The organism is Corallococcus terminator (genome assembly GCF_049194865.1).
GTDB classification, from domain to species: domain Bacteria; phylum Myxococcota; class Myxococcia; order Myxococcales; family Myxococcaceae; genus Myxococcus; species Myxococcus terminator_A.
The window spans coordinates 201,934-226,235 of record NZ_JBLZWL010000123.1 but is presented as its reverse complement, the minus strand read 5'-3'; the positions used below and the strand labels follow the sequence as shown (position 1 = coordinate 226,235).

Genomic DNA, 24,302 nt, shown 5'->3' with positions numbered 1-24,302 from the left:
ACGACTACTTGCTCTTCCAGTCAGCCAGGGCCTTGGAGACCTGGTTCTTGTAGAAGAAGTTCGGGTCCTTCTCGCCCAGGTCCCACGAAATCTGGGCCGCCTTGCGGGCCTCGGCGAACTTGCCGTCGCGCGCGAGGATATCCGCGCGAATCCACTGGTTGTACCAGTTGGAGTTGATGGCGACGGACGCGTCCGCGAGCTTCAGCGCCGCGGCGTAGTCCTTGGTGGAGTCCGCCACATAGCGCGCCGCCTGGGCGTGCTCGCTGGCGCTCTGCTGCGCCGTCTTCTCGATGTTCGCCTTGGCGAACGTCGCCGTGTCCGTCTTGATGGGGACGGAGACGCGCAGCTTCTCCCACTCGAGGTCCAGCGAGGTGCTGTCCTCGGTGGTGTTGCTGAAGACGTACGTCAGCCGCTCACGGCTGGGAATGGCGGCCGTCGTCGCGGCGACGGTGGCCACGTCGTTGGCGGCCGAGTACTGCGCCGCCGAGGAGAACAGCCCCAGCTCCTTGTTCAGCATCACCTTCCAGCCCTTCTGCGAGGGCAGGGTGACGATGGAGTAGGTGCCGGCGGGGACGGCCTTGCCACCGAAGGTGACGTCGTGGCTGAAGGTGATTTTCGTCGCCGAGTTCGCACCCGAGCGCCAGGGCTTGTCCCAGGGGACGAGGTCACCCCAGACCTTCCGGCCCTTCACACCCGGGCTGGAATAGTCGATGGAAATCGAGGTGACACCCACGTCCTGCGCCACCTTGGCGGAGGGGCTGGGGGTGGGCAGCTCGAGCTGAGCGGACGCGGGCGCGGCCACCAGGACCACGAGCGCGGAGAGCAGACATCCGAGGGCAACGTTCTTCATCGGCCTCACATCATCCTTTCGGAACAGAAGCATGGGGGGTGCGAAGGCGGGCGGAGTGTATAGACGAGCCCCCCGCGCACCAAACGATTCGGGCGAGCCACCAGACACTCTGGCGACCAAGGTATTCCCGTTGCACCCCGGGAAGACGAAGCTGCCGGGTGAGGACTCCGCATGAAGCTGACTCGGCTCACCGTCCATCACTTCCGGAGCGTGGCTCCCGGCACCGAGCTGACCCCCGGGCCGTCACTCAACCTGGTGCTCGGAGAGAACGGCACCGGGCGGACGACGCTGCTGGAGCTGCTCTCCATCGTCCTCGCCTCGGACTTCGCCAGCCTCATCCACGAGCGCTTCGCGCTGGAGTATGAGCTGGCCTTCCCGGGCATGAAGCTGCACGTGTACGCGCGCAACGACACGCGCGTGCCCGAGCGCACGGAGCCCACCGCGAGGCAAGGCGCGGGCCTGTTGCCGCTGCGCACGCCCACCCTCGACACCGGGCTCCAGCCGCTCATCGAGGTGGAGCTGCTGTTGTCGTCGCCCTCGGCGCGGCTCGTCATGCGCGCGGACGCGGAGGGCATCGACTGCAAGGTGGACGGCGCGGCCGCGTGGACGCGCACCATGCACTGGTCGCTCCTGGACCGCTCGGTGTGGACGCTGCTGTTCATGACGGCGCAGTACATCGACGCGGGCATGAAGGAGCGGCTCAAGGAGCTCTTGAGGCGAACGTTCCTGCTGGCGCCGCAGCGCTTCGATGAGTCGCTCGGGATGTTCGAGCGCCTGGGCACCATCCGCTACGCCATGGAGGCGCGCGACGGAGAGGTGTTCCCGCTGGGGTTGATGGCCCTGCCCGGCTGGATGCCCGGGTGGCTGAAGGAGCGCGTGGAGCAGGAGCCCCTCGTCGCGGCGCTGGAGCTGCGACACGACGCGCTGGAGCGCTCCTTCCTCGCGCGCTTCGTGAGCCTCGCGGGGCTGGAGTCGGGACGGCTGCGCGTGGAGGTGTTGGAGAAGCGCTCGTTCGACAACGGAGGGCGCGTGGGGTTCGGCGGGTTCTCCTTCCACTTCGTCCGCCGCGACGGGCGCGAGCTGACGCAGGCGGAGCTGGGCTTCGGGCAGAAGCGGCTGCTGTCGCTCTTGTACTACCTGGACGTCAACGAGGACTTCGCCATCCTGGACGAGCCCGCCAACGGCCTGCACCCGCGCTGGGTGGAAGCGAGCCTGCGCGAGCTGGCGGGGCGGCAGGTGTTCCTCGCCACGCAGAGCCCGCTGCCGCTGGAGCATCCGGTGTTCGCCTCCGAGGAGGAGCTGCGCTCGGCGCTCATCCACTGCGCACCGGTGATGCACGAGGGGCACGAGCGCATCGGCTGGGCCCACCCGACGCGGCAGCTCGCCGCGAAGCTCTTCGATTCGCACCGCAGTGGGGCACGGCCGCTGGGAGCCCTGCTGCGGGAACACGACGTGTGGTGAACGAAAGGGGTGCGGCGAATTGTCGCGGACCACCCTCCGGCTTCCGGATGATTGTCCGGCGCAAGTGATGGGCCTGCCCCACCGTGCTGCGGCAAATGGCCGCATCGGTGCGCTCCAAGCGGTCTGCTACGCCGAGGTGCTGGCGCAGTCATTCCTTCTGGAGGCCCCGCTTGAAGCCCACTCTCAAGACGCTGCTCGCATTCTCGAGCCTGCTGGTCGGCACCGCCGCCCACGCCCACATCGCCGTCTCCGGCCCCGGTCCCGCGGTCGCCGGCACGTCCTACGAGGCGCAGTTCACCGTCGGACATGGATGCAGCGGCGCGGACACCTACCGCATCAAGATTTCGATTCCCGCGGGCGTCACCTCGGTGCGGCCCTTCGACTCCTCCTTCGGCAAGGCCGTGGTGGAGAAGGACGCGAACAACAACGTGACGTCCGTCACGTGGACGCGGGGCTCCACCGCCGAGGTGCTCCCCGCCGACACGCATGCGCACCGCCTGGTGCTGCGCGCCCGCCTGCCGGATGCGCCCTTCACCACGGTGTACTTCCCCACCACGCAGACGTGCCGGGATGCCCAGGGCGCCGAGACGACGGTGGAGTGGGTGGGCACGTCGGGTGGACATGACCATGGTGGAACGGACGCTGGCACCACACCGCAGGCGGAGCCCGCGCCCGCGCTCTTCGTCTACCCCAAGCGCACGCCGGGCTGGAACAAGTACACCGTGGAGGAGCACGTGCACGACTTCGCCGTGTTCAGCGACGCCCAGATTGTCTGGGCCGGCGACCGCGCGTACAGCCCCAACCCCGTGACGAAGGGCCTCATCGAGACCGACAAGGACACGGGCGCGCTGACGGAGATTCATCCGGGCACGGAAATCTGGGTCAAGTACTGAGGCGGGAGGACACACCATGACTCGCCACTTGATTGCCTTGGCCGCCGCGTGCGCGCTCTGCGCGTGCTCGGACAGCGGCTCGAAGACGCCCTCGGCCGTGACACCCGACTCGGGCGTGCTGCCCGCACAGGGCCTGACACAGCCCACCAGCCTGGAGCGGCCTCCCACGGGCGGCGGACTGCCCGCGGACCTCAAGCCCCCGGGCCGCTGAGCCCCCGCCACCCTCACCGGGCTCGCGGTGCGGAGCCGAGCCCGGCCCGTGACAAATCGCCGCGCGACAAATGGCCACGCGGCATGGCGCGGCATGAAGTGAGAGGACCCCCGGAATGAACCTTCACTTCGCCGCATGGCTTCCCCTGGGTCGAGCGCTCGCCCTGACCACGCTCACCCTCCTGCTGACTCCCGCTTGTGGGGACGACGCCACCGACGCCCAGTTCCAGGCCTCCGAGCAGCAGCGCGGTCAGCTCGAAAAGCAGGTGTCGGCCCTGGAGACGGAGGTCTCCGCGCTCGAGACGCAGGTCGCCCGGCACGAGCAGGACGCGGTCGCCGACGCGCAGGAGAAGGAGGCCCTCGCCTCGGAGCTGAGCTCCGTCAAACAGAGCCTGGCTGAAGCCAGGCAACTCCTGGCCTCGCAGGACTGGTCCGGCGTACTCGCCCAGTTGGAGCAGACGCGCTCGGAGCTGGCCGCGCTCAGGGGGACGCTGGCCGCCATGGACGGCTCGCTGGAGCTGAACCTCCCCCTCGTCTTCGGTGACCAGCCCTTCGAGCTGGACCGGCAGTACACCACCTCGGGCGGCGACACCCTCAGCCTGACCCAGCTGCGCTACTGGCTGTCGAACGTCGTGCTCGTCAAGCAGGACGGCACCACGACGGCGCTGACGGGCAGCTACCACCTCATGGAGCTCATCAAGGCCCAGCAGGTCGAGGGCACGGCGTCGCCGGTGACGCTGCCGGCCAACCGTCGCGAGCGCATCCTGGCCTCCGGCGTTCCCGCCGGCACCTATACCGGCATCCGCTTCGGCCTCGGCGTGGACGCCGCCTATAACGACGACCTGAGCCGTCAGGCCGGCGAGCTGCACATCCTCAGGAACATGACCTCGGCGAGCTGGATGTGGTTCACCAGCTACATCTTCACGAAGACGCATGGCCAGTACACCAAGGCCGACGGGACGAGCGGCGCCTTCTCCTGGGACACCGGCACCAACGCCAACTTCCGCACGGTGAGCTTCACCTTCCCCAACGCCGTCACCGTCAATTCGCAGAAGCGGGTGACGTTGAACCTGCGCGGCGACGTGGCCGTCCTCTTCGCCTCGCTCAGCCCGCGCACCACGCCCACCATCGGCGCCACCCAGGGCGGCGCGAGTGCCACGCTGTCGGATGCATTCGCCACGATGTTCTCGTGGGTGTCGGCGGAAAACCCGGACCGATGAAGCCCCCCGCGCTCGTGGGACGGGCCGCATGCACCTGGGCGGCCCTGCTCCTGCTGGGCGCATGCGGTGGACCGTCCTCCACCGCCGAGCCGGGTGAGGGCCCTGGGTTCGCCCGGGCCCTCCCCGAGGGCTTCACCGCCATCCCGTCGCCGCCCGACAATCCCCTCACCTCCGAGGGGGTGGCCCTGGGGCGATGGCTGTTCCACTCCCCCAAGCTGTCGTCGACCGGGCAGGTCTCCTGCGCCACCTGCCACGAGCAGGCCCGGGCCTTCACCGATGGCGACGCGCTCACCCGGCGCGGCGTGAGCGGACACGCGCTGGTGCGCCACACCCCCACCCTGGTCAACGTGGCCTGGATGGAGGGGCTGTTCTGGGACGGCGGGGCGAAGAATCTGGAGTCCCTGTCGCTCGCCCCCCTGTCCCATCCGGACGAGATGGGGCAGACCGACTTCGCGGCGCTGATGAGCCGGCTGTCCTCGGACCCGGAGGTGGTTGCCCGCTTCGAGTCGGCGCTGGGAGCCGACAGCCTCACGCTGAGCCACCTGCTGCGGGCGCTGGCCCAGTTCCAGCGGACGCTCATCTCCGCGGACTCCCGCTATGACCGCTGGCGCCGCGGAGAGCCGGGCGCCTGGCTGGGGCCGAGGGAGCTGCTGGGCCTCGCGCTGGTGCGACAGCGCTGCACTCCGTGCCACGACACGGAGCTCTTCACCGACAACGCGTTCCACAACAACGGGCTGGACCCGGACACCGCCTTCGGTGGAGACGAGGCCGTCACCCGGGGACGCGGACGCATCACCCTGCGCGCCGAGGACCTGGGGCGATACAAGACGCCCACCCTGCGCAACGTGGCGGTCACCGCGCCGTACATGCACGATGGTCGGCTCGCCACGCTGGAGGACGTCCTGGCGCACTATCGTCGCCACATGGTGCCCTCCTCCACGCTGGAGCCCGTGTTCCAGCGCGGCGGCGCTCCCGGCATCTCCCTGGACGATGCGGAGACAGCCTCCATCATCGCCTTCCTGAAGACGCTGACGGACGAGCGCCTCTTGTCCGAGCCGGGCCTCGGGTCGCCTTAGGCAGGAACGCGAGGCGTCGGCCCTACTCCGCCGCATGCACCAGGGCCTCCAGGTCGCGCTCAAGCGACTCCAGCCCTCCGGAGTCATCCAGCACGCGGTAGTACCCACGAATGCGTCCGTCCGCATCCACGAGGACGAAGTGCTCGCCGTGGAAGATGCTGAGGAAGTCGTCCTCCCCGGCATCCACGTCCCGCCCCATCATCACGCGGAAGCCCTCCAGCACGGTGGTCTCCACGTCCTCCAGCGGGCCCGTCAGCAGCGACCAGTTGCTCGTATCGAGATGCCGCGTCTTCGCGTAAGCGGCGAGCCGCTCCGGAGTGTCGTAGCGCGGGTCCACGCTGAACGAGACGAAGCGCACCGACAGCCCCGCCTCACGCGCCTGCCGCTGGAGACGGGCCATCTTCGCCGTGAGCAGCGGACATACCGTGGGACACCGCGTGAAGATGAAGTCCGCGACGACGACCGCGCCGCGCAGGTCCACATCCGAGAGCGGGCGGCCTGTCTGGTCCGTCAGTTGAAAAGTCGGCAGGGCACCGAAGACAGGCAGCCCCCGTGCCCGCAGCCGAGCGCGTGACTCACGCAGCAGCGGGAGCGCGAGCGCGGCGACGAGCGCCAGCACCCCCACGATGAGCCAGGGGCGCTTCCGGGAGAGCGTGCGCGGGCGTTCCACGACAGGTTCATTCATGTCAGTACCTCCTCTGCGCGCCCGCGCAACCCACGCCGAGCACATGCGGATGGTCCATGGGCAGCCCCGCGACGGCCGGCACCGGACCACTCACGGAGACCTGCCGCGCGTCCGCCACCAGCGCCTCCACGGCACGCGCGGGCCCGGTCAGGTCGTAGACGCCCCGAAGCCCGCCTGCCTGGTCCACCAACAGCGTGGACCGCAGGAGCGAGAAACGGTCCTGTGTACTCTGCTCGGGGGCACGCTCTCTCAGCAGCGTCAGGACCTCTGCCTCCCACTCCTGGTCCTCCACCAGCACATGCCAGGACACGGGGCTGCTTCCGCTCACGTCTTCGAGAGAGTGAGGCGTCACCACGACGAACCGGACGGGAAGCTGCTCGGCCTCCAACCGATGCTCCACCGAGGACAACCGCGCCACGAGGTCCTGGGCGCGAGACCGCCGTTCTTCCCCGAGGAACTGGAGGACATACGCCCGCCCCCGGAGCTGGCGTGTTCCAAACGAAGCCCCGTCCACGTCCCGGAGCTCGAACCGGGGAAGTTGCCCGTGGAAGGGCAACGGATTGGGAATCCACTCGGTGTCAGCGGGAAGCCAGGACACCTCCGACAACACCAGCCTCGCCACCGACAGCATGGCACCACAGAGCACGAGCAACACAGCGAGACTCGAGACGCCCAGGAACCACCAGGCCCACGAGCGCGGACAGGCGACACCTCGCGGGGGACGCGAAGAGGGAATGCGCATGTCCGCTACCCTCGCGCAAACAGACCGCGAGCACGCTGTGGCAACTTGCCGCGCGCGTCGGCGAGGTGCACGTCGCTACAAGCTCCCGCACATCAGGTCCACCTGGGAGGATGAATGAAGAGCACGATGTTGCTGTGCCTGCTGTTGAGCGCCGCGCCTACTCCGACCTCGACGGCCCCAACCATGGAGAAGGCCGCTGTCCTGGCGACACCCGTGACGTCCGTGACGAGCACCTCGGGGCGCCTGCGAATCGAGGTGCTGACCGACTCCGTCCCGCTGCGTCGAGGGCCTCAACGCTTCCTCCTCCGGGTCACCGAAGCAGCCACGGGCAGCGCAATCCCAGACACGGTGCTGGCCATCCAGCCGTGGATGCCCACCATGGGCCACGGGCTCGACAGTCCCGCGCGAATCACCCGCCGGGGCACGAGCGACTTCGAGGTGACCGAGCTGGACCTCTTCATGCCGGGTCCCTGGGAGCTGCGCCTCACCCTGACAGGGCCCGTCGAGGACACGGCCGTGGTTCGCCTCCAGCTCGCGCGCTGAAGCTCACAGTCCTGTCGTGTTCCGGCTCACGGATGCGGCGCACCCGCCATCCGCTGAATCGCCTCGAAGTGTTCGAGCGTGTGCGCGAGCGCGTGCTCCGACACGAAGTCGAGCCCCTCCATCGCGCCCGCCGCCGCCTCCGCGGCCCGCGTGAACATGCGCGCTTCATAGGTCGCCACCGCGCGACTCCAGTCGGAGTCCTCGGCGAGCCCCAGCGCCAGCTCCGCCGCATCCAGCATGGCCATGTTCACGCCCTCGCCGGAGAACGGCGGCATGACATGCGCCGCGTCACCCAGCAGCGTCACGCCCGGCCGGTGCGTCCACCGATGCCCCACCGGGAGCGCGATGATGGGGCGAGGGACCATGGTGTCGTTGCTCACGTCGATGAACCGGAGCAGTGAAGGCGCCCACCCGACGAACCGCGCCGTGAGCGCCGCGCGAGCACACTCGGGGGAGGACAGGTCCACGCCGCCCTGCTGGAACCAATCCTCGGCCACACGGAACATGAGGTAGACGCGGACGTGCGCGTTGCTGCTCCGCTGCGCGATGAGGCTCAGGCAGTCACCGACCACGGAGACCTTGCCGCGCGGGATGAGCGCCGCGACATCGGGATGCCGCGCATCCACGTCGTCGATGCTCAGCTCGACAAACATCACCCCCGTGTAGCGAGGCTCCACACTCGACACGAGCGGGCGCACCTTGGACCACGCGCCGTCCGCGCCCACCACGAGGTCGAACTCACCGAGCGAGCCGTGCTCATTCGCGACGCGATAGCGACCATCCGGCAGGGCCTCCACCGCGCGCACCTTGCTCCCCCACCGAATCGTCTCAGGGGGGAGGCTGTCGAGCAGGAGCGTGCGCAGCTGCTCGCGGTCAATCTCGGGCCGGCCACCACTGGGGTCTCCTCCCAACTGGAAGCGCAGCGTCCCCTGGTGGTCATAGAGCGCGTCGCCCTGGTCATCGTAGCGCGCGAGCACCTTGAACCCCGCCTCGAGCCCGGCGTGGCGCAGCGCGACCAGGGCCGAGTCCTCGTGCAGGTCCAGCGAGCCTCCCTGCGGACGTGACAGCCGGTGCTCGTCCAGCTCGAACACGGTGGAGCCGATACCCCGCATCGAGAGGACTCGCGCGAGCGTCAGCCCGCCCGGCCCTCCGCCCACGATTCCAATTCGCTTTCCAGTTTGCATAGGCCCCTTACTAATAATACAAAGGGACCTATGCAATCCGAACGCAAGCCACGCGCCTGGAACCCCGAGTCCACGTCGGCGTATTGGATCAACCGGGCGTCACGGCTGCTCATGCGTGTGCATGAGGCGCGCCTGCGTCCCCTGGGCTTCGGCATGAGCCAGCTCCCCGTGCTGGTGGCGCTCGAGGATGGCGGGACGCTGCCGCAGAAGACGCTCGCGGAGCTGGCGCACGTGGAGCAGCCGACCATGGCGGAGATGCTCGCGCGCATGGAGCGCGACGGCGTCATCCAGCGCGAGCCCAACCCGGAGGACAAGCGAGGGAGCCTCACGTCGCTCACCTCCCAGTCCCGCGCCCGGCTTCCCGAGGCGAAAGCGGCGCTGATGCTCGGAGAGGACGAGGCGACCGCGGGCTTCACGCAGAAGGAGAAGGCACTCCTGCGCGAGCTCCTGCAGCGGGTCGTCCAAAACCTTGAAACAGAGGGTTAGCGCCGCCCCGACTGGGGACTCCGCCGGGGCAGGGCCGTGCCCCGGCGTGGCGCTGACCCTATTCTTCCGTCAGGACACTAGAAGTTGCCGGCGCGGGCCTCATCGAAGGGCACGCGGTGCTTCATGTACATCGTGTCCAGCATGTGGTTGCCGATGAGGTTGAGGTTGCCGTCGGTGAAGCGGTGCACGACGGCGCCCTTGCCGGCGTCCTTGGCGAAGGCGATGGGGTCGAAGCTGCCGCCCAGGCCGGTGAGCGTGGGGACCGCGTCCGCGTTGTTGACGTAGTGCACGTACTTCGGGCCGTCCGGGTACTTGGTGGACGCGGCGCCGAAGGTCTCCACGCTCAGCTTGCTCATCGCCTTCTCGACCTGCGCGGGGGACATGCCGTCCTCGATGCGCAGGCGGCGCTCGACGTCGAACAGCGCGCGCGCGGTGATGAGGCCGCCCTGGCTGTAGCCCATCAGGTGGACGTCGCGGCCCGCCTTCAGCTCGCTGTAGACGGTGTCCGCCAGCGTGTCCACGGCGGGGTTCTTGCCCTTGTCCAGCTTGTCGCCCACGCACTGGGCCAGGTCCGCGACGATTCCCTGCGTCGCGTTGTGGATGCCGATGACGCGCGCATCCGCCTTCTCGGCGATGGACTTCATCTCGCTGAGCTGGTTGGCCGCCGGCGTCATGATGCCGTTGACGTAGAGGATGGTCTTCGACGGGTTCGGATTGTTCTGCGGCGTGACGCCGGGGATGTCCTTGAGCGGCGTGCCCGGCGCGAAGGTCTGCCCCTTGGCGCCCATGAGCTTGCCGTCGCTCGCGCGGTCCGGCTTCGAGTCCCCGCCGAACAGCTTCTTGATCTCGCTCAGGTGCGTGGACTCGAAGACATCCTTGCCCTGCTCCAGGAAGCGCGGGACTTCCTTCAGGCCGTTCTTCGCGGCCTCCACCAGTCCGCCCAGCGGGTTCTTCAGGGCCGTGCGCGAGGTCTGCGTCGAGGCGAGCGGCGTGGAAGCGGGACGGTTGCGGTCAATGGGGCTCATGAAGGGCTCCCGCCCATGGGGGTGCTGGGCGTTTCAGTCATTTTCTCACAGAGGCCCCTCGAAGTTGCGTCACGGGCGGAAACCCACCCGGTTTCGGGACGGGCAGAGGCGACGCTCCCCTGGAGAACCATGACGATGAGACCCGCCCGCGGAGTCCTGAGCCCGCTCCAGGGCCGCGCCTCGACGCGGTGCGCCATCACGGAAGGAGGGCTCGTATTCATCGAGAATGATTGGGAAAGGGCGCTCGTGGAGGCGTGTGAGCACGGGCGCCAGGCGTGTCGTTCGGTGGGGTCGACGGCGCGGACCTCGCCCTCGGCGCCCCACCTTCTTGTCAGACGGAAACGCCAGCCTTCAGCCTGCCTGCCGCCGTGGCGGCGCTGCTGGCCTCGTCACCTGACTACATGGAGCGCTTCCAGTACCTGACGCGCGGCGAGCAGGTGCAGGCCGTCTCCAGACTGGTGACGAACCTCATCGCCACCTGGGGCACGGCTGCGGCGGCCACTCGCACGCTGCGAGGTGCGACGCTCGCAGCAGCTGAAGTTCCGGTGCTGTCGCTCTCGGCCCAAGGCGCGCTCGTCATGAGGCGCGTCGCGGTGCCGATGGGACGCGCGGCGGCGGTGCTGAGTGGCGGGCCGGTGCGGCCATCATCCTCCAGCGAGCGAGCACTGGGGCGAAGCAAGGAGGGCCACCCAAGGGGCCCGGGAGGTGGCGGCCCGCAAAGGAGCACATGGAGGAACCTGCACGAAGGTATCAGTCCCAGATTGCCTCTGCGGCTGGAGGCCAAAGGTCCAGGCTATGAGAAATTTCTAGGGCAGGCTGTTGAGCAAGGTGGGTGGTTCGAGGGGTTCATGGGCATGATCAAGCAGGCCAAGAGTCAACAGCGTGTCTCCCGTGGATTCCCCATCGAGTGGCACTTCGCGGAGAGCAGGGTCGCGGACTACGTGCGCGTTCTCTTCAGGCGAAATGGCCTGGGAAGAATCTCAGTCGTCCACACACCGCCAAACTGAGGGGCCCCACTGAATGACCGAGACCTACTATTCAGGCGTGTATTGGCCTGGGCGACCCGAGCCGCTCGAAGCGTACTCTCGGAGAGCAGAGCTTCTATTTCAGAGCCTGTCCTCCGTGGATCAAAGCCTTGCACGATGGTTTGAGCAGGCCGCATCTCGGGACGCCGCCATCAAGGGCGAGTTCGTGCCGCGTGCTGAAACCCTTCTCGGCTTGTTCGCAAAGAAGAAGTATCGGTCAGCGGATGGAGAGCTCTTCTTCGCTGCGTGGAATGGGGAGTCGAACGCGAGCAGCGTGGTCAACTTCTCTTGTGGTTCTCCATCGCCTGAGACAGCGGACCTCTGTGTGTGGACCCCTCCAGCAATGGGAGATGCCTCGGGACGACTCCTTTCGACGCCTGTGCTCACTCAAGTGATGAGCGCGATGGTGCTGGCCTGGGAACCCGCATGGGGAGTCTTCACGTCCGACAATCATCGGGATTCCGTATCGGAATTCGCGGATCCCGGCACGTTCGTGGGATGGGGGACATACCTCTCACGGAATCGAGGCACTGTGCCTCCCCTTCCTGCTCCGGTGCGTATCGAGCAGGTAGAGGACAAGGGCACCCTCATCATCCTCACGCCCGAGCGCTTCACGGTCAGCAACCCGGAGCATGTGGCGTTGGCTGAGACGGTCCGCGAGCAACTGGACCAAGCAGGGCTGTTGAAGCCACTCCAAGCCCAGCCCTAGGAACAAGAGCGGGCTAACGGAGCGGACGCCGCCGTGCAACGCCCAGCAGACACAGCGCCAGCAGCGTCCCGATGCCGACGATGAGCCCCGCGCGAAGCCCTGGAGTCCGGTAGACGAACTCCACCCGGTGCTGGCCCGCTGGCACCGCCACCGCGCGGACCGCGACGTTCGCGGGAAGGATGGGCACCTCGCGACCGTCGACCGTCGCCGTCCATCCCGGCTGGTAGGCGTCATTGATGACGAGCACGGCGGATTCGGAAGTCTCCACCTCCGCGAGCAGGTGCTCGGGTGAGGGGCGCTCCACTCGCACGGAGCCCTTCAGCCGCTCGGAGGCCTCCGGCAGCGGGCCGGCGCACTCCACGATAACGACGTCGGAGGGTGGAAGTTCGGGCGCCCGCATGAGGTCCAGGGCCTGCCCCAGCCCACCCACGCACCGGGGCCGGGCAACGTATGCGCGCGGCAAGGCGTCGGGATGCTCCACCAGCGACGTCCCGAACAACGAGTCCTGGGCAATGATGCGCGTGGATGGCGGCAAGGCCGCCGCTGTGAGTGTCCCCGTATCATGCACGGAGAACGGCGTGCCCAGACGCGGCGCGAGCTGGCCATACCAGCGCGGCAGGTCGTGACGCAGCTGGCGCACCCGAGCACTCTCTCCGGGCAGATAGCCGTTCGCGCTCTCCAGCCCCCACAACACCATCGTGTCTGGCTGGAACGTCGTCAGCAGCCGGAGCGCCATGCGCTCGTTGAAGTCATAGCCGGGCACGCTCCAGGAGCCGAGGGTGCGAACCGCCATCGACACCCGCACGGGCTCATCGGGAGGAGCCGCGCGACGGATGGGTTCAACGAACGGCGGCGGCACATCCAACAGCTCCGCGGGCGCGAGTACGTAGAACGGCTCGCTGCCCCACCACAACGCACCGAACTGGAGTGTCACCAGCAGTCCTTCGCGCAGCCCTCGTCCCCTCAGGAGCAGGGCGAGCAATCCACACGCGGCCGCGAGCACCGCCGTCAGCACACCCACCCGCACCACGTTGCCTGACAGCCCTTCCGCCACCCCGGCGGGCACCCGAGGCCACTGGGAGACGAGCCCGTGGCGACTCCACGCACCGAACAGGGCCTCTCCCACCGCCACCGCCCCACCCACCAGCGCCACCCCGCCTCCAGCCCACGCGACAGCTCGGCGACCGCGCCCTTCTTCCAGACACGCTCTCCAGCCCAATCCCGCCGCCACCGCGAGCCCGAGCGAGACCCACGGAACCAGCTTCTCCGGATAGCGGAAGGGGCGCCAGGGCGGCAGCAATTGATAGACCCAGCCATAGACAGGCAGCGCGTCTCCCAGGCTGAGGGCCAGCAGCAGGAACCAGACACCCGCGAGAACCCAGGCCCGAGGATGCCTTGCGGAGGTGATGAGCGCCGCCAGCGCGAGGACACACGCGGGCGTCCCCACATAGACGGAATCGACCCAGACCCGACCGAAGCCGCCAGACGGGACAAGGTTGCGTACCACCTCCTCCGGGATGCCACGCAGCCCCTCGATATCCGCGAGGAAGGGCCCCATGAACAGCTCCCACAAGCGAAGTGGGGCCAGCGAGAAGCGTTGGGCCTCCACGAGCGAACGGGCCCCGGGCTCTCCGGACCCCGCGAGCGCCGCGGCGGGAAACAACTGCGGCGCGGACAACAACCCACCCGTGGCGACCAGCAACGTGCACGTCACCATGCGCCGACGCCAGGTCCCCGCCGCTGGCTCCACGCAAGCCACGAGCACGACAAGCGCGTTCACCATGGCGAAGCCCTGCGCATCACCTCCCGCGACGACCAGCGCCAGCAACGCCGCGCCCGCGGCCAGCCTCCCGACCGAAGGGGCCCGCATGAAGCGGACCGCCGCCCAGAGCGCCGCGGGCACCGCGCTGGCGGACAGCAGGTAGGTGGAGTTGTTGGTGATGGCGACCAGGTAGCCGCAGAACGCGAAGGTCATGGCCGAGAAGAGCGCTCCGGCCCGAGGGACCTGGTACTCCCGCATCAGGGCGTACGTGCCGACCAGCGCCAGCAGATAGCAGCTCAGGAAGGTCACGGTCCCCGCGGCGCCGAGCGGCAGCACCAGGTGAAGCAGTGACGTGGGATGGAACGCTCCCACGTTGATGGCGCCCACGAAGGACTGACCGAAGCCGTCATACGGGAACCACTCCGGCAGCTCGAGCGCGGACACCCTCGCGGCCCAGAAGGCTCGCGTCGGATAGAAGACGCGCAGCGTGTCCCCGGCAATGAAGACTCCGCCACTGACCAACGCCCGGAGGAAGAACCCCGCGGGCAGCAATACCAGGAGCACCGGCCACCCCCAGGTGCGCCACCCGCGTGCCATCCCGTCCATCCGCTTCGAGTCGTCCGTCATCAAGCCCCTGGTGCCTCCGGGTCGTCACGGCGGCAGCCGATCCACGTCCGCGAGCGCGTCCCCTACCTCCGACGCCAGACGGGCACCTTCTTCTCATGCTGCCCGGGGCCACGGGTAGTCCCGCGCCGCGCCTCAGTGCGGCGACGGCGGCGCTGAGTCCTCGTCGGCGGCGACCTGCTGCTCCACCTGCTTCCTCACCAGCCGCTTCGTCGCGATCTCCTCCTCCTCCGTCCGCTGCCGCCGCTTCACCAGGCCCTGGCTCTCATCCACGAACCAGAAGATGACCCGGTAGAAGGCGGCGATGACGGTGATGAGCAGCGAGGACAACACCCAGCTCAGCACCCACCCCGGCCAGCCGCCCACCACCACGTCAATGGCGTACGTCCCCGTGAGCGGCACCAGCATGAAGGCCACGTAGTGCGACACGCAGTAGGGACACGACACCAGATACCCCCACCACGTGTCCTTCCCGCCCAGCCGCGCGCGCAGCGACGCGAAGATGCGCTCGCGGGCGATGGTCTGCGACACCCCCATCACCACCGCCGACACCGCGAAGAGCTGGAACAGGTTCTCCATCCCCCCAAGGTGGCGATGGCACGGCGAACCGCGGAGGCGTGTCGCACAACCGCCACCTCGCTCGCCTGCATGCCCTCGGCCACCCCACCCTCTCCCACTGTCGGCCGTGAAACAGTCGGAAGAGTCTTCGGATCACCCCCCTGTAAAAACGACAGAGTACCGCCCTTAAGCACCCTCCCCCCCTGATGCAAACCCGCGCATTCACTGGGGAACGCTTGGGAAGTGCCGTGGCACATGCATTGCGAAGGACCCCTCCCGTGCCGCCGACGCGCGGCTCCCACCGGCCCCCTTCCCCGAGAGACGCCATGCAGGAAACCTCCAACTTCTCCTCCCCGGACTCCCTCTCCACGTACCTCTCGGAGATCAACAAGTACCCCCTGCTCACCCAGCCTCAGGAGCAGGAGCTGTCGCGCCGCTTCCGCAAGGGCGACCTGATGGCGGGCCACCAGCTCGTCACGGCCAACCTGCGCTTCGTGGTGAAGGTGTCCTACGAGTACCGCTCGTACGGCCTGAAGATGTCGGACCTCATCCAGGAGGCGAACATCGGCCTGATGAAGGCCGTGCAGAAGTTCGACCCGGACAAGGGCATCCGCCTCATCTCCTACGCGGTGTGGTGGATTCGCGCGTACATCCAGAACTGCATCCTCCGCAACTGGAGCCTGGTGAAGCTGGGCACGACGCAGGCGCAGCGCCGGCTGTTCTTCAGCCTGGCGCGCACCCGCCGCGAGCTGGAGCGCATGGGCGCCGGTGACGCGAGCATCGTCAACGCGGAGGAGATTGCCCGCAGGCTGAACGTGAAGGCCTCCGAGGTGCGCGAAATGGAGCAGCGCATGGGCGGCCGTGACCTGTCGCTCGACGCGCCCGTCGGCGAGGACGGCGACGCCACGCACCTGGACTTCGTGGAGTCCTCCGCCGCGTCCCACGAGGACGAGGTGGCCGACCGCCAGCAGGCGGGCCTCACCCGGGACCTCGTGCAGCGCGCCCTGCGCCGCCTGGACCCGCGCGAGCGCTTCATCATCGAGAACCGGGTGATGGGTGACTCCGAGATGACGCTCAGCGAGCTGGGCGAGCACTTCGGCTTCTCCCGCGAGCGCGCCCGTCAGCTGGAGATTCGCGCCAAGGACAAGCTCAAGGCCGAGCTGGCCCTGCTGATGGCCGACGCCGGCCTGGACGCCGCCTCTCTCTAAGCCTCCACACCGACTCCCTCACCGGGGTCGCTGACTCACACCGAGTCCGCCTTTCGTCAGAAAGGCGGACTCATTCGTTTCCAGGCCCTACGTCCCCGGCCAGCTCGCCTGGGGTCCACCCGGCCTCCCCCGTCCGAAATCGCGCCCGAGGCCGAAAATCCGGCCCGCGCGGTGCCGCGGCGGTTCCTCCTGTCGACTCGGGCCTCCCCACCCCAGGCCCGCTGTCCGGGACGTCCCCCGCCGCGAACCCTCCAGGTGACCCCGGCGCCAAGCCCTGAGCGCCCCGCGTCCCTCGGGAGCAGGACGTCCGACGTGCGAAAGCCGCCGCGCGACACCCCGCCGGAATCCTCCCTCCCCCGTGTCGACAAATACAGACGCGAGAGGTTTCAACAGACATCCTCCCCGCCAAGTCAGACAAACCCACCCCCATTGACACACGGGCTTTCCCTGTTACTGTCAGACCATCACCTGAATCAACACTTCAGATGAATCATTCAGCGGCTGTGGCGGATGGTCGGTGGTGCGATCTCCGCTCGCGAAAACCCCGGCGGCCCTCCGGGTCTCACCATCCACATCAATCACAGACACGCCCGACGGGCGTGCTCGGCGGAGTCTTGTCTTGGGCAAGCTGGGAGGCACATTGGAGCTGATCCGCAGGCGTCTGGATGAGTTCATCCGGAACGCGGAGGCGACGCCCCGGCAGGAGCCCTGGGTGGTGCTCTCCAACCTGACGGACAACCAGGGCAACCCCGCGGCCCCCGCGCGCGACGCGGTGGTGATGTACCTGGCGAACATCCGTCATGAGACGGTCGTCAGCACGTACAACCGCAACGTCCCCGTGTCCGCGGACACGTACGGAATCATCGCGCCGCCGCTCTTCATCGACCTCTTCGTCCTGCTGTACGCCAACTTCGAGGACCAGGCGTACCCGGTGGGGCTGGAGGCCATCTCCCACGTCATCAGCTTCTTCCAGCAGACGCCGTGGTTCACCCAGCAGAGCCTGCCGGGGTTGGACCCGGACATCGACAAGCTCACCTTCGAGTTCGTCGACCTGGACCTCCTGGGCCTCAACCACCTGATGGGGCTGGCGGGTGTGAAGTACCTGCCGTCCGTCTTCTACAAGGTCCGGATGATTCCCTACCGGGGCGAGGCCCAGCAGGCCCAGGTGCCCGCGGCCAAGGGCGTCGAGGCGCCCGGCCACCCCGAGGCGCTCCTTCCATGAACCGCTTCCGACGCGCCAACGAGCGAGCCCTCCGGGGGCCCCTGCGGGTGCGGCCAGGGGCGCGGCCCCGTGCTCTCGAGGACTTCGCCACGCAAGAGCCGCTCGACGGGGAGTCGCTGCCCCGTCGTTACACCTTCGAGCGACTGCTGAGCGTGGACCTGCGGCACACCTACTTCAATCGCTCGGAGGGCCGCTGCCCGGCCCTGCTCTGCCGGCCCACCGCGGCGACGGCGGCGCAGCTCAAGGACCTGGGCCTGCTCTTCCGCGACGAGGGCACCGCCTTCTCCGTCCTCTACGACTACAACCGCCGTGCGCAGCTGCTCAAGGCGATGGAGCGCCGCGAGAAGGTGGGCCAGTGGACGTGGCTGTCCTTCGTGCTCGTCCCCGACACACCCCTCTTCGTCAACTTCACGGACCTGCCCAGCGACTTCCAGCCCACGGAGGTCAACCTCTACTTCAACAACCTCCAGGCCCACTTCACCGGAGAGGCGCCCTCGCCCGCGGACCAGGAGCGTCACTGCGCGGGCACCGCGTCCTTGCCCGTCCTGCTCAACCCGGGCGAGCAAATCACGGAGGCCAGCCAGCAGCGCGTGGTGCAGGTGCAGGTGCAGGTGCCGCTCCTGCCGGGGACGGACGAGGTCGTCCTGCTGGACATCTCCGGCGCCGAGGTCCTCTGCAGGCCGTGCAGCATCCCGGTGGCCCTGACCCAGAAGCAGGCTCCCTCGCGAATCACTTGCGAGGAGGTGCGCGCGGCGCGCGGACTCCAGGGCCGCGAGGAGCGCGTGGGCAGCGTCCTCTATCTGGACCTGGCCGCCCTGCCCGAAGGGCTCTACACCGTCCGCCAGTTGGACGCCGCCGGCGCGACGCTCGTCGAGAGCATCATCCTCTACACCCAGGCGTACCCGACGCCGCTGGCCTTCATCGACCTGGTGCTGTCCAAGCCGAGCCCGGACGACACGGGCCTGTATCCCTTGTGCGACCTGCACCTGGGCGCGGAGAAGACGCGCATCGTCCCACTGCGGGCGGAGCTGCGCTTCGAACGACGGAGCACCCGCTGGTGCTACTACGTCGTGCCGCCCCGGGGCGTCGACTACGACGTGCTGCGGCTGCTCGATGTGGGCTCGCCCCAGCCCGTCACCTTCTCCGGCCCGGTGCCCGTCACCGTCGCCGGAGCGGGTGACGCCTATCTCTTCGTCGCGGACCGGGAGCTGCCGCTCCAGGAGGTCCCCGACCAGCTCTTCGAGCTCAAGGGGACCCGGACCGAGGGCGCCTTCGAGAGCACGCTGATGTCCAACGTCCCGGTGGCCTCGCCCGCGTTGGTGCTGCCGCGCGTGGGCCCGGTTCCCGGTGTCCCGCGAGGCACCCGTCCCTCGGGCATCCCCCGAGCGCCCCCGCCGTCGCCGCTCGAGCGGCGGGACTACTCGGACATCTACCTGAACCTCTGACCCCCGAAGCCCCACCCACGAAGCGAAGAGAGGACCCGATGCCCATCAGGACAGCCCGTAAAACCCCCGGCGTCTATGTCACCGAGTTGGACGCCTTCCCGCCCTCCGTCGTCGGCATCCAGACGGCGGTGCCCGCGTTCATCGGCTACACCCAGACGGCGACGCTCAGCGGCAAGCCCATTCCCAACAAGCCCGTCCTCATCAAGTCGCTGGCGGACTACGAGCAGATTTTCGGCGGGGCCCCGGACCCGACGTTCGACCTCACCGAGGTCACCGACCTGCCCAAGCAGAAGTCGGGCGACTACGACTTCAAGGTGTATGACAGCGCCGGCTCCACGCCCGGCTGGAAGTACTACGACCTGGTCCCCGTGGTGGGAACCAAGTACGTCCTCTTCAACAGCCTGCGCCTGTTCTACGCCAATGGTGGCGGCACCGCGTACATCGTCTCCGTCGGCGACTACACGAGCACGCTGGATGCGGCCACGCTCGTCGGCGGCCTGGCGGTCATCGCCGAGCAGGTGGGCCCCACCATGCTCGTGGTGCCGGACGCGGTGAACCTGACGACGCTGGCGGACTACGGGACGGTGGCCACCGCCATGCTCTCCCAGTGCGGCGCGCTGCAGGACCGCGTGGCGGTGCTGGACGTGTATGGCTCCGCCACCGTCACCCAGACCACCCTGTCCACCGTCATCTCCGACTACCGGGGCGTGCTGGGCAGCAAGTTCCTCAACTACGGGATGACCTACTTCCCCTTCCTGCACACCTCGGTGCAGCAGGTGAGCGACTTCGACTACACCAACATCAAGACGGAGGCGACGCTCAAGTCCATCCTGCTGCTGGAGAGCGCCAACCTCTACACCAACGCGCCCACGCGCAAGACGGCGGTGGACGCGGACATCGCCAAGATTGGCACGGTGACGGCGCCCGAGGACATCCAGGCGCTGAACCAGAACCTCACCGCCGCGCTGCCGCTCTTGACGGACATGCTGCGCATCAGCACCCGCAAGGACGACGTGCTGCCGTCCAGCGGCGCCATGGCGGGCATCTACACCTGGAACGACGCCAACCGGGGCGTGTGGAACGCGCCGGCCAACGTCAGCCTCACCGGCGTCACCAGCACCACGTTCAAGCTCAACAACGAGCAGCAGTCGGACCTCAACGTCCCGGTGGACGGCAAGGCCGTCAACGCCGTGCGCGAGTTCGTGGGCCGGGGCTCCGTCGTCTGGGGCGCGCGCACGCTCGACGGCAACAGCAATGACTGGCGCTACATCCAGGTGCGCCGCACCCTCACCTACGCCGAGCAGTCCATCAAGGCCGCGTTGGACCGCTTCGTCTTCGCCGCCAACGACGGCAACACCTGGGCCTCCGTCAACTCCATGGTGTCCAGCTTCCTCCAGGGGCTGTGGTCCCAGGGAGGCCTGTTGGGCGCCACCGCGTCGGATGCGTTCAGCGTGGAGTGCGGCCTGGGCAGCACCATGACGGCGCAGGACGTGCTGGAGGGCTACATGGTCGTCCAGGTCACCCTGCAGATGATCCGCCCCGCGGAGTTCATCGAGCTGACCTTCAAGCAGAAGATGGAAGGCGCCAGCGCGTAGCGCCGCCCGGACTTCGACGACTGATTCCACCCTTCAAGAGTTCAAAGAGGAGCCGCCATGGCAGGTGAAGTCCAAAACGATATCTGGCCGTTGCCGAAATTCTATTTCTCCGTCCAGCTGGGGGACGACACGTCCGTCAGCTTCCAGGAAGTGGATGGCCTGGAGACGGAGACGCAGGTCATCGAGTACCGGCACGGCAACAACCCCAGCTTCTTTCCCATCAAGATGCCGGGCCTGGGCAAGGTGGGCAACGTGAAGATGCGCAAGGGCATCTTCATCAACGATGCCCGCTTCTGGGATTGGTACAACGAAATCAAGATGAACACGATTGCCCGGCGGACGGTCATCATCAGTCTGCTGGATGAGCAGGGTGCGCCGAAGATGACGTGGACCCTGAACAACGCGTGGCCCACGAAGCTCTCCGGCACGGACCTCAAGTCGGAAGGCAACGAGGTCGCCGTGGAGACGCTCGAGGTCGCCTTCGAGACGCTCGTCGTCGCCGCGCCGGCGTAATCCCATCCATCGCCATGTCCGAACCCTACTATCCGCCCGGCGCGTTCTACTTCAGCGTCTCCGTCCTCGGCTCCGCGACGCTGCTCGCGGCGGCGAGCGATTTGGACGCCTCGTTCCAGGAGATCTCGGGCATCGAGGCCCGCTGGGACACCGAGGACGTCACGGAAGGGGGCGAGAATCGCTTCACGCACAAGCTGCCCAAGGCCGCCAAGTACTCCAACCTGGTGCTCAAGCGGGGCGTGGTGACGCGGGACTCGTTCCTGGCGGAGTGGTTCGGACAGAGCGTGGGCTCGGGGCTGTCATTGCCGCTGTTGCCGCAGAACATCCTCGTGTTGCTGCTCAACGAGGATGGCCTGCCGCTGGTGGCGTGGGGCTTCATCAACGCCTGGCCATTGCGCTGGGAGGTGTCGCCGATGAGCTCCACGGAGAACCGCATCCTCACGGAGTCGCTGGAGCTGTCCTACAACTACTTCGAGCGCGTGAACCTGGGCAGCCCGGCATCGGTCGCCGTCAAGCTGGCCCAGCTCACGTCCCGGCTGATGTGAGGCGCGCGCCATGCCCCTGGAAGTCAACGAGGTCGGCATCCAGATGAGCGTGCGGGGCGGCTCCGGCGAGGCGATTCCGGAGACGCCCAGCACGCCCGTGGGCGACTGCGGCTGCGATGACGAGAAGCAGAAGCACCAGAAGGTGGTGGACGACTGCGTGCGCCGCGTCCTCCAAGTCTTGAAGACGCGACAGGAGCGGTAGCGATGGGGTTCTCCGGCAGCCTCGAGAAGATGAACGTCATCGCCTACCAGAAGTCTGACTTCACGTCGGAGGTCGGCCGCTACAGCGTGTACATCAACCCGGCGTCGTATTCGCAGACGTACTGCGTCAAGTACAACGACAATCAGACGCAGGGCAGCCCCGGGGGCTCGCCGGACTTCAACCGGATTCCCGCGGACACGGTGGAGCTGGAGCTGGTGTTCGACGGCACCGGAGTCGTGCCCAGCCCCCTGCCGGGACTGATGCCCTTCACCGACGACGGCATCGCCGAGCAGGTGAGCAAGTTCAAGAACCTGGTCTTCACCTACAACGGGAACATCCACAGCCCCAACTACCTGAAGCTGTCGTGGGGCACCTTCCTGTTCAAGTGCCGGCTGTCCAAGCTGAGCATGACGTACACGCTGTTCAAGCCGGATGGCACGCCGCTGCGCGCGCGGGCCAAGGGGACGTTCCTTGGCTACAACGACGAGGTGGAGCTGGCGCTCAAGGCGCGGATGAGCTCGCCGGACCTGACGCACGTGCGCACGGTGCAGGCGGGAGACACGCTGCCCCTGATGTGCTTCCGCATCTACGGCACCAGCACGCTGTATCTCCAGGTGGCGAAGGTCAACGGGCTGTCGGACTTCCGGCGGCTCACCGTGGGCTCGCAGCTGCTGTTTCCGCCGCTGAAGGAGACCCAGGCATGACCACGCCCCATCCGGAGAAGAACGAGGGGGCGCTGGCGACGTTCACCATCGAGTCGAACGGCGCCGTCATCCCGAAGACGTATCAGGTCATCAGCGTGGACACGTGGCTGGGCGTCAACAAGCTGCCGCGCGCGAAGCTGGTGCTGTTCGACGGCAGCGCGTCCACGGGCCTGTTCCCCATCAGCAGCAAGGACACCTTCATCCCCGGGGCCAAGGTGGTCATCTCCGCTGGCTACGACGGGGAGAACACGCGCATCTTCCAGGGCGTCGTGTGCCGGCAGGGCCTGGAAATCGACCAGTCCTCCGGGTCCAAGCTCGTGGTGGAGCTGACCGACGCGGCGCTGAAGATGACGCTGGAGCGCAAGAGCGGCTTCTTCGAGAAGGTGAAGGACAGCGCGCTCATCCAGACGCTGCTGTCGCGCAACGGGCTGTCCGGCGACGTCACCGCCACGACGGGCGTGCACGACGAAATCGTCCAGTACTACGCCACCGACTGGGATTTGATGGTGACTCGGGCACAGCTCAACGGCCTGGTCGTCATGGCGGACGCCGGCAAGGTGAAGGTGGCTCCGCCCGACACCTCCCAGGCGCCCGTGCTGAACGTCACCTATGGCCGCTCCATCCTGGACCTCCAGGTGGAGATGGACGCCACCACCCAGCTCGATGCGTCCTCCATCAAGGGCTACACCTGGGACGCGGGCGCGCAGAAGCTCATCGAGTCCGGCCCGCGCGGTGTCTCCGTGAAGGAGCAGGGCAACGTCACCTCCGCGCAGCTCGCGCAGGTGTTCGGCGCGAAGAAGTTCGCGCTCCAGACGGGCGCGGAGTTGCAGCCCTCGGACCTCCAGGACTGGGCCTCCGCGGAGCTGCTGATGTCCAAGCTGTCGAAGATTCGCGGCTCGGTGCGCTTCCACGGCAGCGCGCTGGCGCAGGTGGGGAAGATGCTGGAGCTGGGGGGCGTGGGGCCGCGCTTCAACGGCGCCGCCTTCATCAGCGCCGTGCACCACCACATCGAGGACGGGCGCTGGATGACGATGGCGGACTTCGGCCTGTCGCCGCGCTGGTTCACCGTGGAGAACCCGGACATCGCGGCGCCGGACGCGGCCGGACAGCTTCCGCCGATAAAAGGGCTGCAGACGGGCGTGGTGAAGCAGGTGGCCAAGGACCCCGGCGGCGAGCTGCGAGTGCTGGTGGGCCTGCCGCTGCTCCAGGAGCCGAGCAAGGGCGTGTGGGCGCGGCTGGGGACGTTCTACGCGTCCAGCGGCGTGGGCGCGCTGTTCTACCCGGAGGTCGGCGACGAGGTGGTGGTGGGCTTCATGAACGAGGACCCGCGCCACGCGGTCATCCTCGGCTCCGTGTACAGCAAGCAGCGCGCGCCGGCGTATCCCCCCGACGAGAAGAACACGCGCAAGGCCGTCGTCACCCGCTCCAAGCTGGAGCTGTCATTCGATGACGAGAAGAAGGTCATCGTCATCAAGACGCCCGGCAATCACATCGTGAAGCTGGACGACACGTCCGGCGCCATCTCGATTCAAGACAGCAACGGCAACACCGTGTCCCTGTCCAAGGGCGGCATCGCCCTGGACAGTGCCAAGGACGTGAAGATCACCGCGAAGGGAAACGTCGCGGTGAAGGCCGGCGCCAACCTGACGCTGGAAGCCACGGGCAATGTCTCCGTGAGCGGCAAGCAGGTGGCGAACAAGGCGTCCGTGAGCTTCTCCGCCAGCGGCAATACCCAGACCGAGGTGAAGTCCGGTGGAATCCTCACCGTCCGCGGCTCGCTGGTGAAAATCAACTGAGCGCTGTCCCCGAAAGGTG

At 67.8% G+C, this 24,302-nt stretch carries 25 protein-coding genes; 18 read left to right on the top strand and 7 right to left on the bottom strand.

Annotated elements, in window-relative coordinates:
- Positions 1 to 4: 4 nt before the first annotated feature.
- A complete protein-coding gene (locus ACN469_RS37000) occupies positions 5 to 850 on the bottom strand; it encodes a DUF2911 domain-containing protein (protein ID WP_498775985.1) in 846 nt (281 codons plus the stop codon).
- A 171-nt stretch (positions 851 to 1,021) separates the two neighbouring features.
- Between ACN469_RS37000 and ACN469_RS36995 the strand changes: the two genes are divergently transcribed.
- From ACN469_RS36995 to ACN469_RS36975, 5 genes are all read left to right on the top strand, one after another.
- Positions 1,022 to 2,311 carry an AAA family ATPase gene (locus tag ACN469_RS36995; RefSeq protein ID WP_498775984.1) on the top strand — a complete coding sequence of 430 codons (1,290 nt, stop codon included), beginning with the start codon at positions 1,022 to 1,024 and terminating at the stop codon, positions 2,309 to 2,311.
- Between the two features lie 170 nt (positions 2,312 to 2,481).
- Positions 2,482 to 3,204 carry a YcnI family copper-binding membrane protein gene (locus ACN469_RS36990; protein ID WP_498775982.1) on the top strand — a complete coding sequence of 241 codons (723 nt, stop codon included), beginning with the start codon at positions 2,482 to 2,484 and terminating at the stop codon, positions 3,202 to 3,204.
- Between the two features lie 16 nt (positions 3,205 to 3,220).
- Positions 3,221 to 3,415, top strand: coding sequence for a hypothetical protein (locus ACN469_RS36985; RefSeq protein WP_498775980.1), 195 nt, complete (start codon positions 3,221 to 3,223; stop codon positions 3,413 to 3,415).
- 115 nt (positions 3,416 to 3,530) lie between these two features.
- On the top strand, positions 3,531 to 4,634 hold the full coding sequence (locus tag ACN469_RS36980; RefSeq protein WP_498775978.1) for an MbnP family protein: 1,104 nt from the start codon (positions 3,531 to 3,533) through the stop codon (positions 4,632 to 4,634).
- Positions 4,631 to 5,710 carry a cytochrome-c peroxidase gene (locus ACN469_RS36975; protein ID WP_498775976.1) on the top strand — a complete coding sequence of 360 codons (1,080 nt, stop codon included), beginning with the start codon at positions 4,631 to 4,633 and terminating at the stop codon, positions 5,708 to 5,710. Before ACN469_RS36980 ends, ACN469_RS36975 begins: the two co-directional genes overlap by 4 nt.
- Before the next feature lie 22 nt (positions 5,711 to 5,732).
- Here the strand turns inward: ACN469_RS36975 and ACN469_RS36970 are convergent, their stop codons facing one another.
- The gene (locus tag ACN469_RS36970; RefSeq protein ID WP_498775974.1) at positions 5,733 to 6,395 is read right to left on the bottom strand and encodes an SCO family protein; all 663 of its coding nucleotides are present in this window, start codon (positions 6,393 to 6,395) and stop codon (positions 5,733 to 5,735) included.
- 1 nt (position 6,396) lies between these two features.
- Positions 6,397 to 7,137: a hypothetical protein gene (locus ACN469_RS36965; RefSeq protein WP_498775972.1), complete on the bottom strand. Its 741-nt coding sequence runs from the start codon at positions 7,135 to 7,137 to the stop codon at positions 6,397 to 6,399.
- Between the two features lie 114 nt (positions 7,138 to 7,251).
- Here ACN469_RS36965 and ACN469_RS36960 point away from each other — a divergent pair, with 114 nt between their 5' ends.
- Positions 7,252 to 7,680 carry a FixH family protein gene (locus ACN469_RS36960; protein WP_498775970.1) on the top strand — a complete coding sequence of 143 codons (429 nt, stop codon included), beginning with the start codon at positions 7,252 to 7,254 and terminating at the stop codon, positions 7,678 to 7,680.
- A 26-nt stretch (positions 7,681 to 7,706) separates the two neighbouring features.
- On the opposite strand, the gene ACN469_RS36955 is transcribed toward ACN469_RS36960, so the two are convergent.
- A complete protein-coding gene (locus tag ACN469_RS36955) occupies positions 7,707 to 8,864 on the bottom strand; it encodes an FAD-dependent oxidoreductase (protein WP_498775968.1) in 1,158 nt (385 codons plus the stop codon).
- A gap of 30 nt (positions 8,865 to 8,894) precedes the next feature.
- Here ACN469_RS36955 and ACN469_RS36950 point away from each other — a divergent pair, with 30 nt between their 5' ends.
- Positions 8,895 to 9,350 (top strand): MarR family winged helix-turn-helix transcriptional regulator, encoded by a 456-nt coding sequence (locus tag ACN469_RS36950; RefSeq protein ID WP_498775966.1) that lies wholly within the window; start codon positions 8,895 to 8,897, stop codon positions 9,348 to 9,350.
- A 77-nt stretch (positions 9,351 to 9,427) separates the two neighbouring features.
- Here ACN469_RS36950 and ACN469_RS36945 read toward each other — a convergent pair whose 3' ends face one another.
- Positions 9,428 to 10,375: an alpha/beta fold hydrolase gene (locus ACN469_RS36945; protein ID WP_498775965.1), complete on the bottom strand. Its 948-nt coding sequence runs from the start codon at positions 10,373 to 10,375 to the stop codon at positions 9,428 to 9,430.
- A gap of 275 nt (positions 10,376 to 10,650) precedes the next feature.
- Here ACN469_RS36945 and ACN469_RS36940 point away from each other — a divergent pair, with 275 nt between their 5' ends.
- Positions 10,651 to 11,382, top strand: a complete 732-nt coding sequence (locus tag ACN469_RS36940; RefSeq protein WP_498775963.1) for a hypothetical protein — start codon at positions 10,651 to 10,653, stop codon at positions 11,380 to 11,382.
- Positions 11,383 to 11,395: 13 nt separating this feature from the next.
- Positions 11,396 to 12,109 carry an immunity 52 family protein gene (locus tag ACN469_RS36935; protein WP_498775962.1) on the top strand — a complete coding sequence of 238 codons (714 nt, stop codon included), beginning with the start codon at positions 11,396 to 11,398 and terminating at the stop codon, positions 12,107 to 12,109.
- Between the two features lie 13 nt (positions 12,110 to 12,122).
- Here the strand turns inward: ACN469_RS36935 and ACN469_RS36930 are convergent, their stop codons facing one another.
- Together ACN469_RS36930 and ACN469_RS36925 are read right to left on the bottom strand one after the other, a co-directional pair.
- Positions 12,123 to 14,498 (bottom strand): YfhO family protein, encoded by a 2,376-nt coding sequence (locus tag ACN469_RS36930; RefSeq protein ID WP_498775961.1) that lies wholly within the window; start codon positions 14,496 to 14,498, stop codon positions 12,123 to 12,125.
- Between the two features lie 132 nt (positions 14,499 to 14,630).
- Positions 14,631 to 15,074, bottom strand: a complete 444-nt coding sequence (locus ACN469_RS36925) for a hypothetical protein (RefSeq protein WP_498775960.1) — start codon at positions 15,072 to 15,074, stop codon at positions 14,631 to 14,633.
- 305 nt (positions 15,075 to 15,379) lie between these two features.
- On the opposite strand from ACN469_RS36925, the gene ACN469_RS36920 reads away from it, so the two are divergent.
- The 9 genes from ACN469_RS36920 to vgrG all read left to right on the top strand — a co-directional run bounded on the left by ACN469_RS36920 (position 15,380) and on the right by vgrG (position 24,283).
- Complete coding sequence (locus tag ACN469_RS36920; protein WP_498775958.1) at positions 15,380 to 16,261, top strand: RNA polymerase factor sigma-32; 882 nt, start codon at positions 15,380 to 15,382, stop codon at positions 16,259 to 16,261.
- A gap of 619 nt (positions 16,262 to 16,880) precedes the next feature.
- The gene (locus tag ACN469_RS36915) at positions 16,881 to 17,483 is read left to right on the top strand and encodes a Pvc16 family protein (RefSeq protein ID WP_498775956.1); all 603 of its coding nucleotides are present in this window, start codon (positions 16,881 to 16,883) and stop codon (positions 17,481 to 17,483) included.
- Positions 17,480 to 18,928, top strand: coding sequence for a hypothetical protein (locus ACN469_RS36910; protein WP_498775955.1), 1,449 nt, complete (start codon positions 17,480 to 17,482; stop codon positions 18,926 to 18,928). Before ACN469_RS36915 ends, ACN469_RS36910 begins: the two co-directional genes overlap by 4 nt.
- A 38-nt stretch (positions 18,929 to 18,966) precedes the next feature.
- A complete protein-coding gene (locus tag ACN469_RS36905) occupies positions 18,967 to 20,523 on the top strand; it encodes a phage tail sheath family protein (protein WP_498775953.1) in 1,557 nt (518 codons plus the stop codon).
- A gap of 57 nt (positions 20,524 to 20,580) precedes the next feature.
- Positions 20,581 to 21,036: a phage tail protein gene (locus tag ACN469_RS36900; RefSeq protein ID WP_498775951.1), complete on the top strand. Its 456-nt coding sequence runs from the start codon at positions 20,581 to 20,583 to the stop codon at positions 21,034 to 21,036.
- Between the two features lie 14 nt (positions 21,037 to 21,050).
- Positions 21,051 to 21,581 (top strand): phage tail protein, encoded by a 531-nt coding sequence (locus ACN469_RS36895; protein ID WP_498775950.1) that lies wholly within the window; start codon positions 21,051 to 21,053, stop codon positions 21,579 to 21,581.
- A gap of 10 nt (positions 21,582 to 21,591) precedes the next feature.
- A complete protein-coding gene (locus tag ACN469_RS36890) occupies positions 21,592 to 21,783 on the top strand; it encodes a DUF5908 family protein (protein ID WP_498775949.1) in 192 nt (63 codons plus the stop codon).
- Between the two features lie 2 nt (positions 21,784 to 21,785).
- Entirely contained in the window at positions 21,786 to 22,487 is a 702-nt protein-coding gene (locus ACN469_RS36885) for a CIS tube protein (protein WP_498775947.1), read from the top strand.
- Positions 22,484 to 24,283 (top strand): type VI secretion system tip protein VgrG, encoded by a 1,800-nt coding sequence (gene vgrG / locus ACN469_RS36880; RefSeq protein WP_498775946.1) that lies wholly within the window; start codon positions 22,484 to 22,486, stop codon positions 24,281 to 24,283. The genes ACN469_RS36885 and vgrG overlap by 4 nt, the downstream gene beginning before the upstream one ends.
- Positions 24,284 to 24,302: the final 19 nt, after the last annotated feature.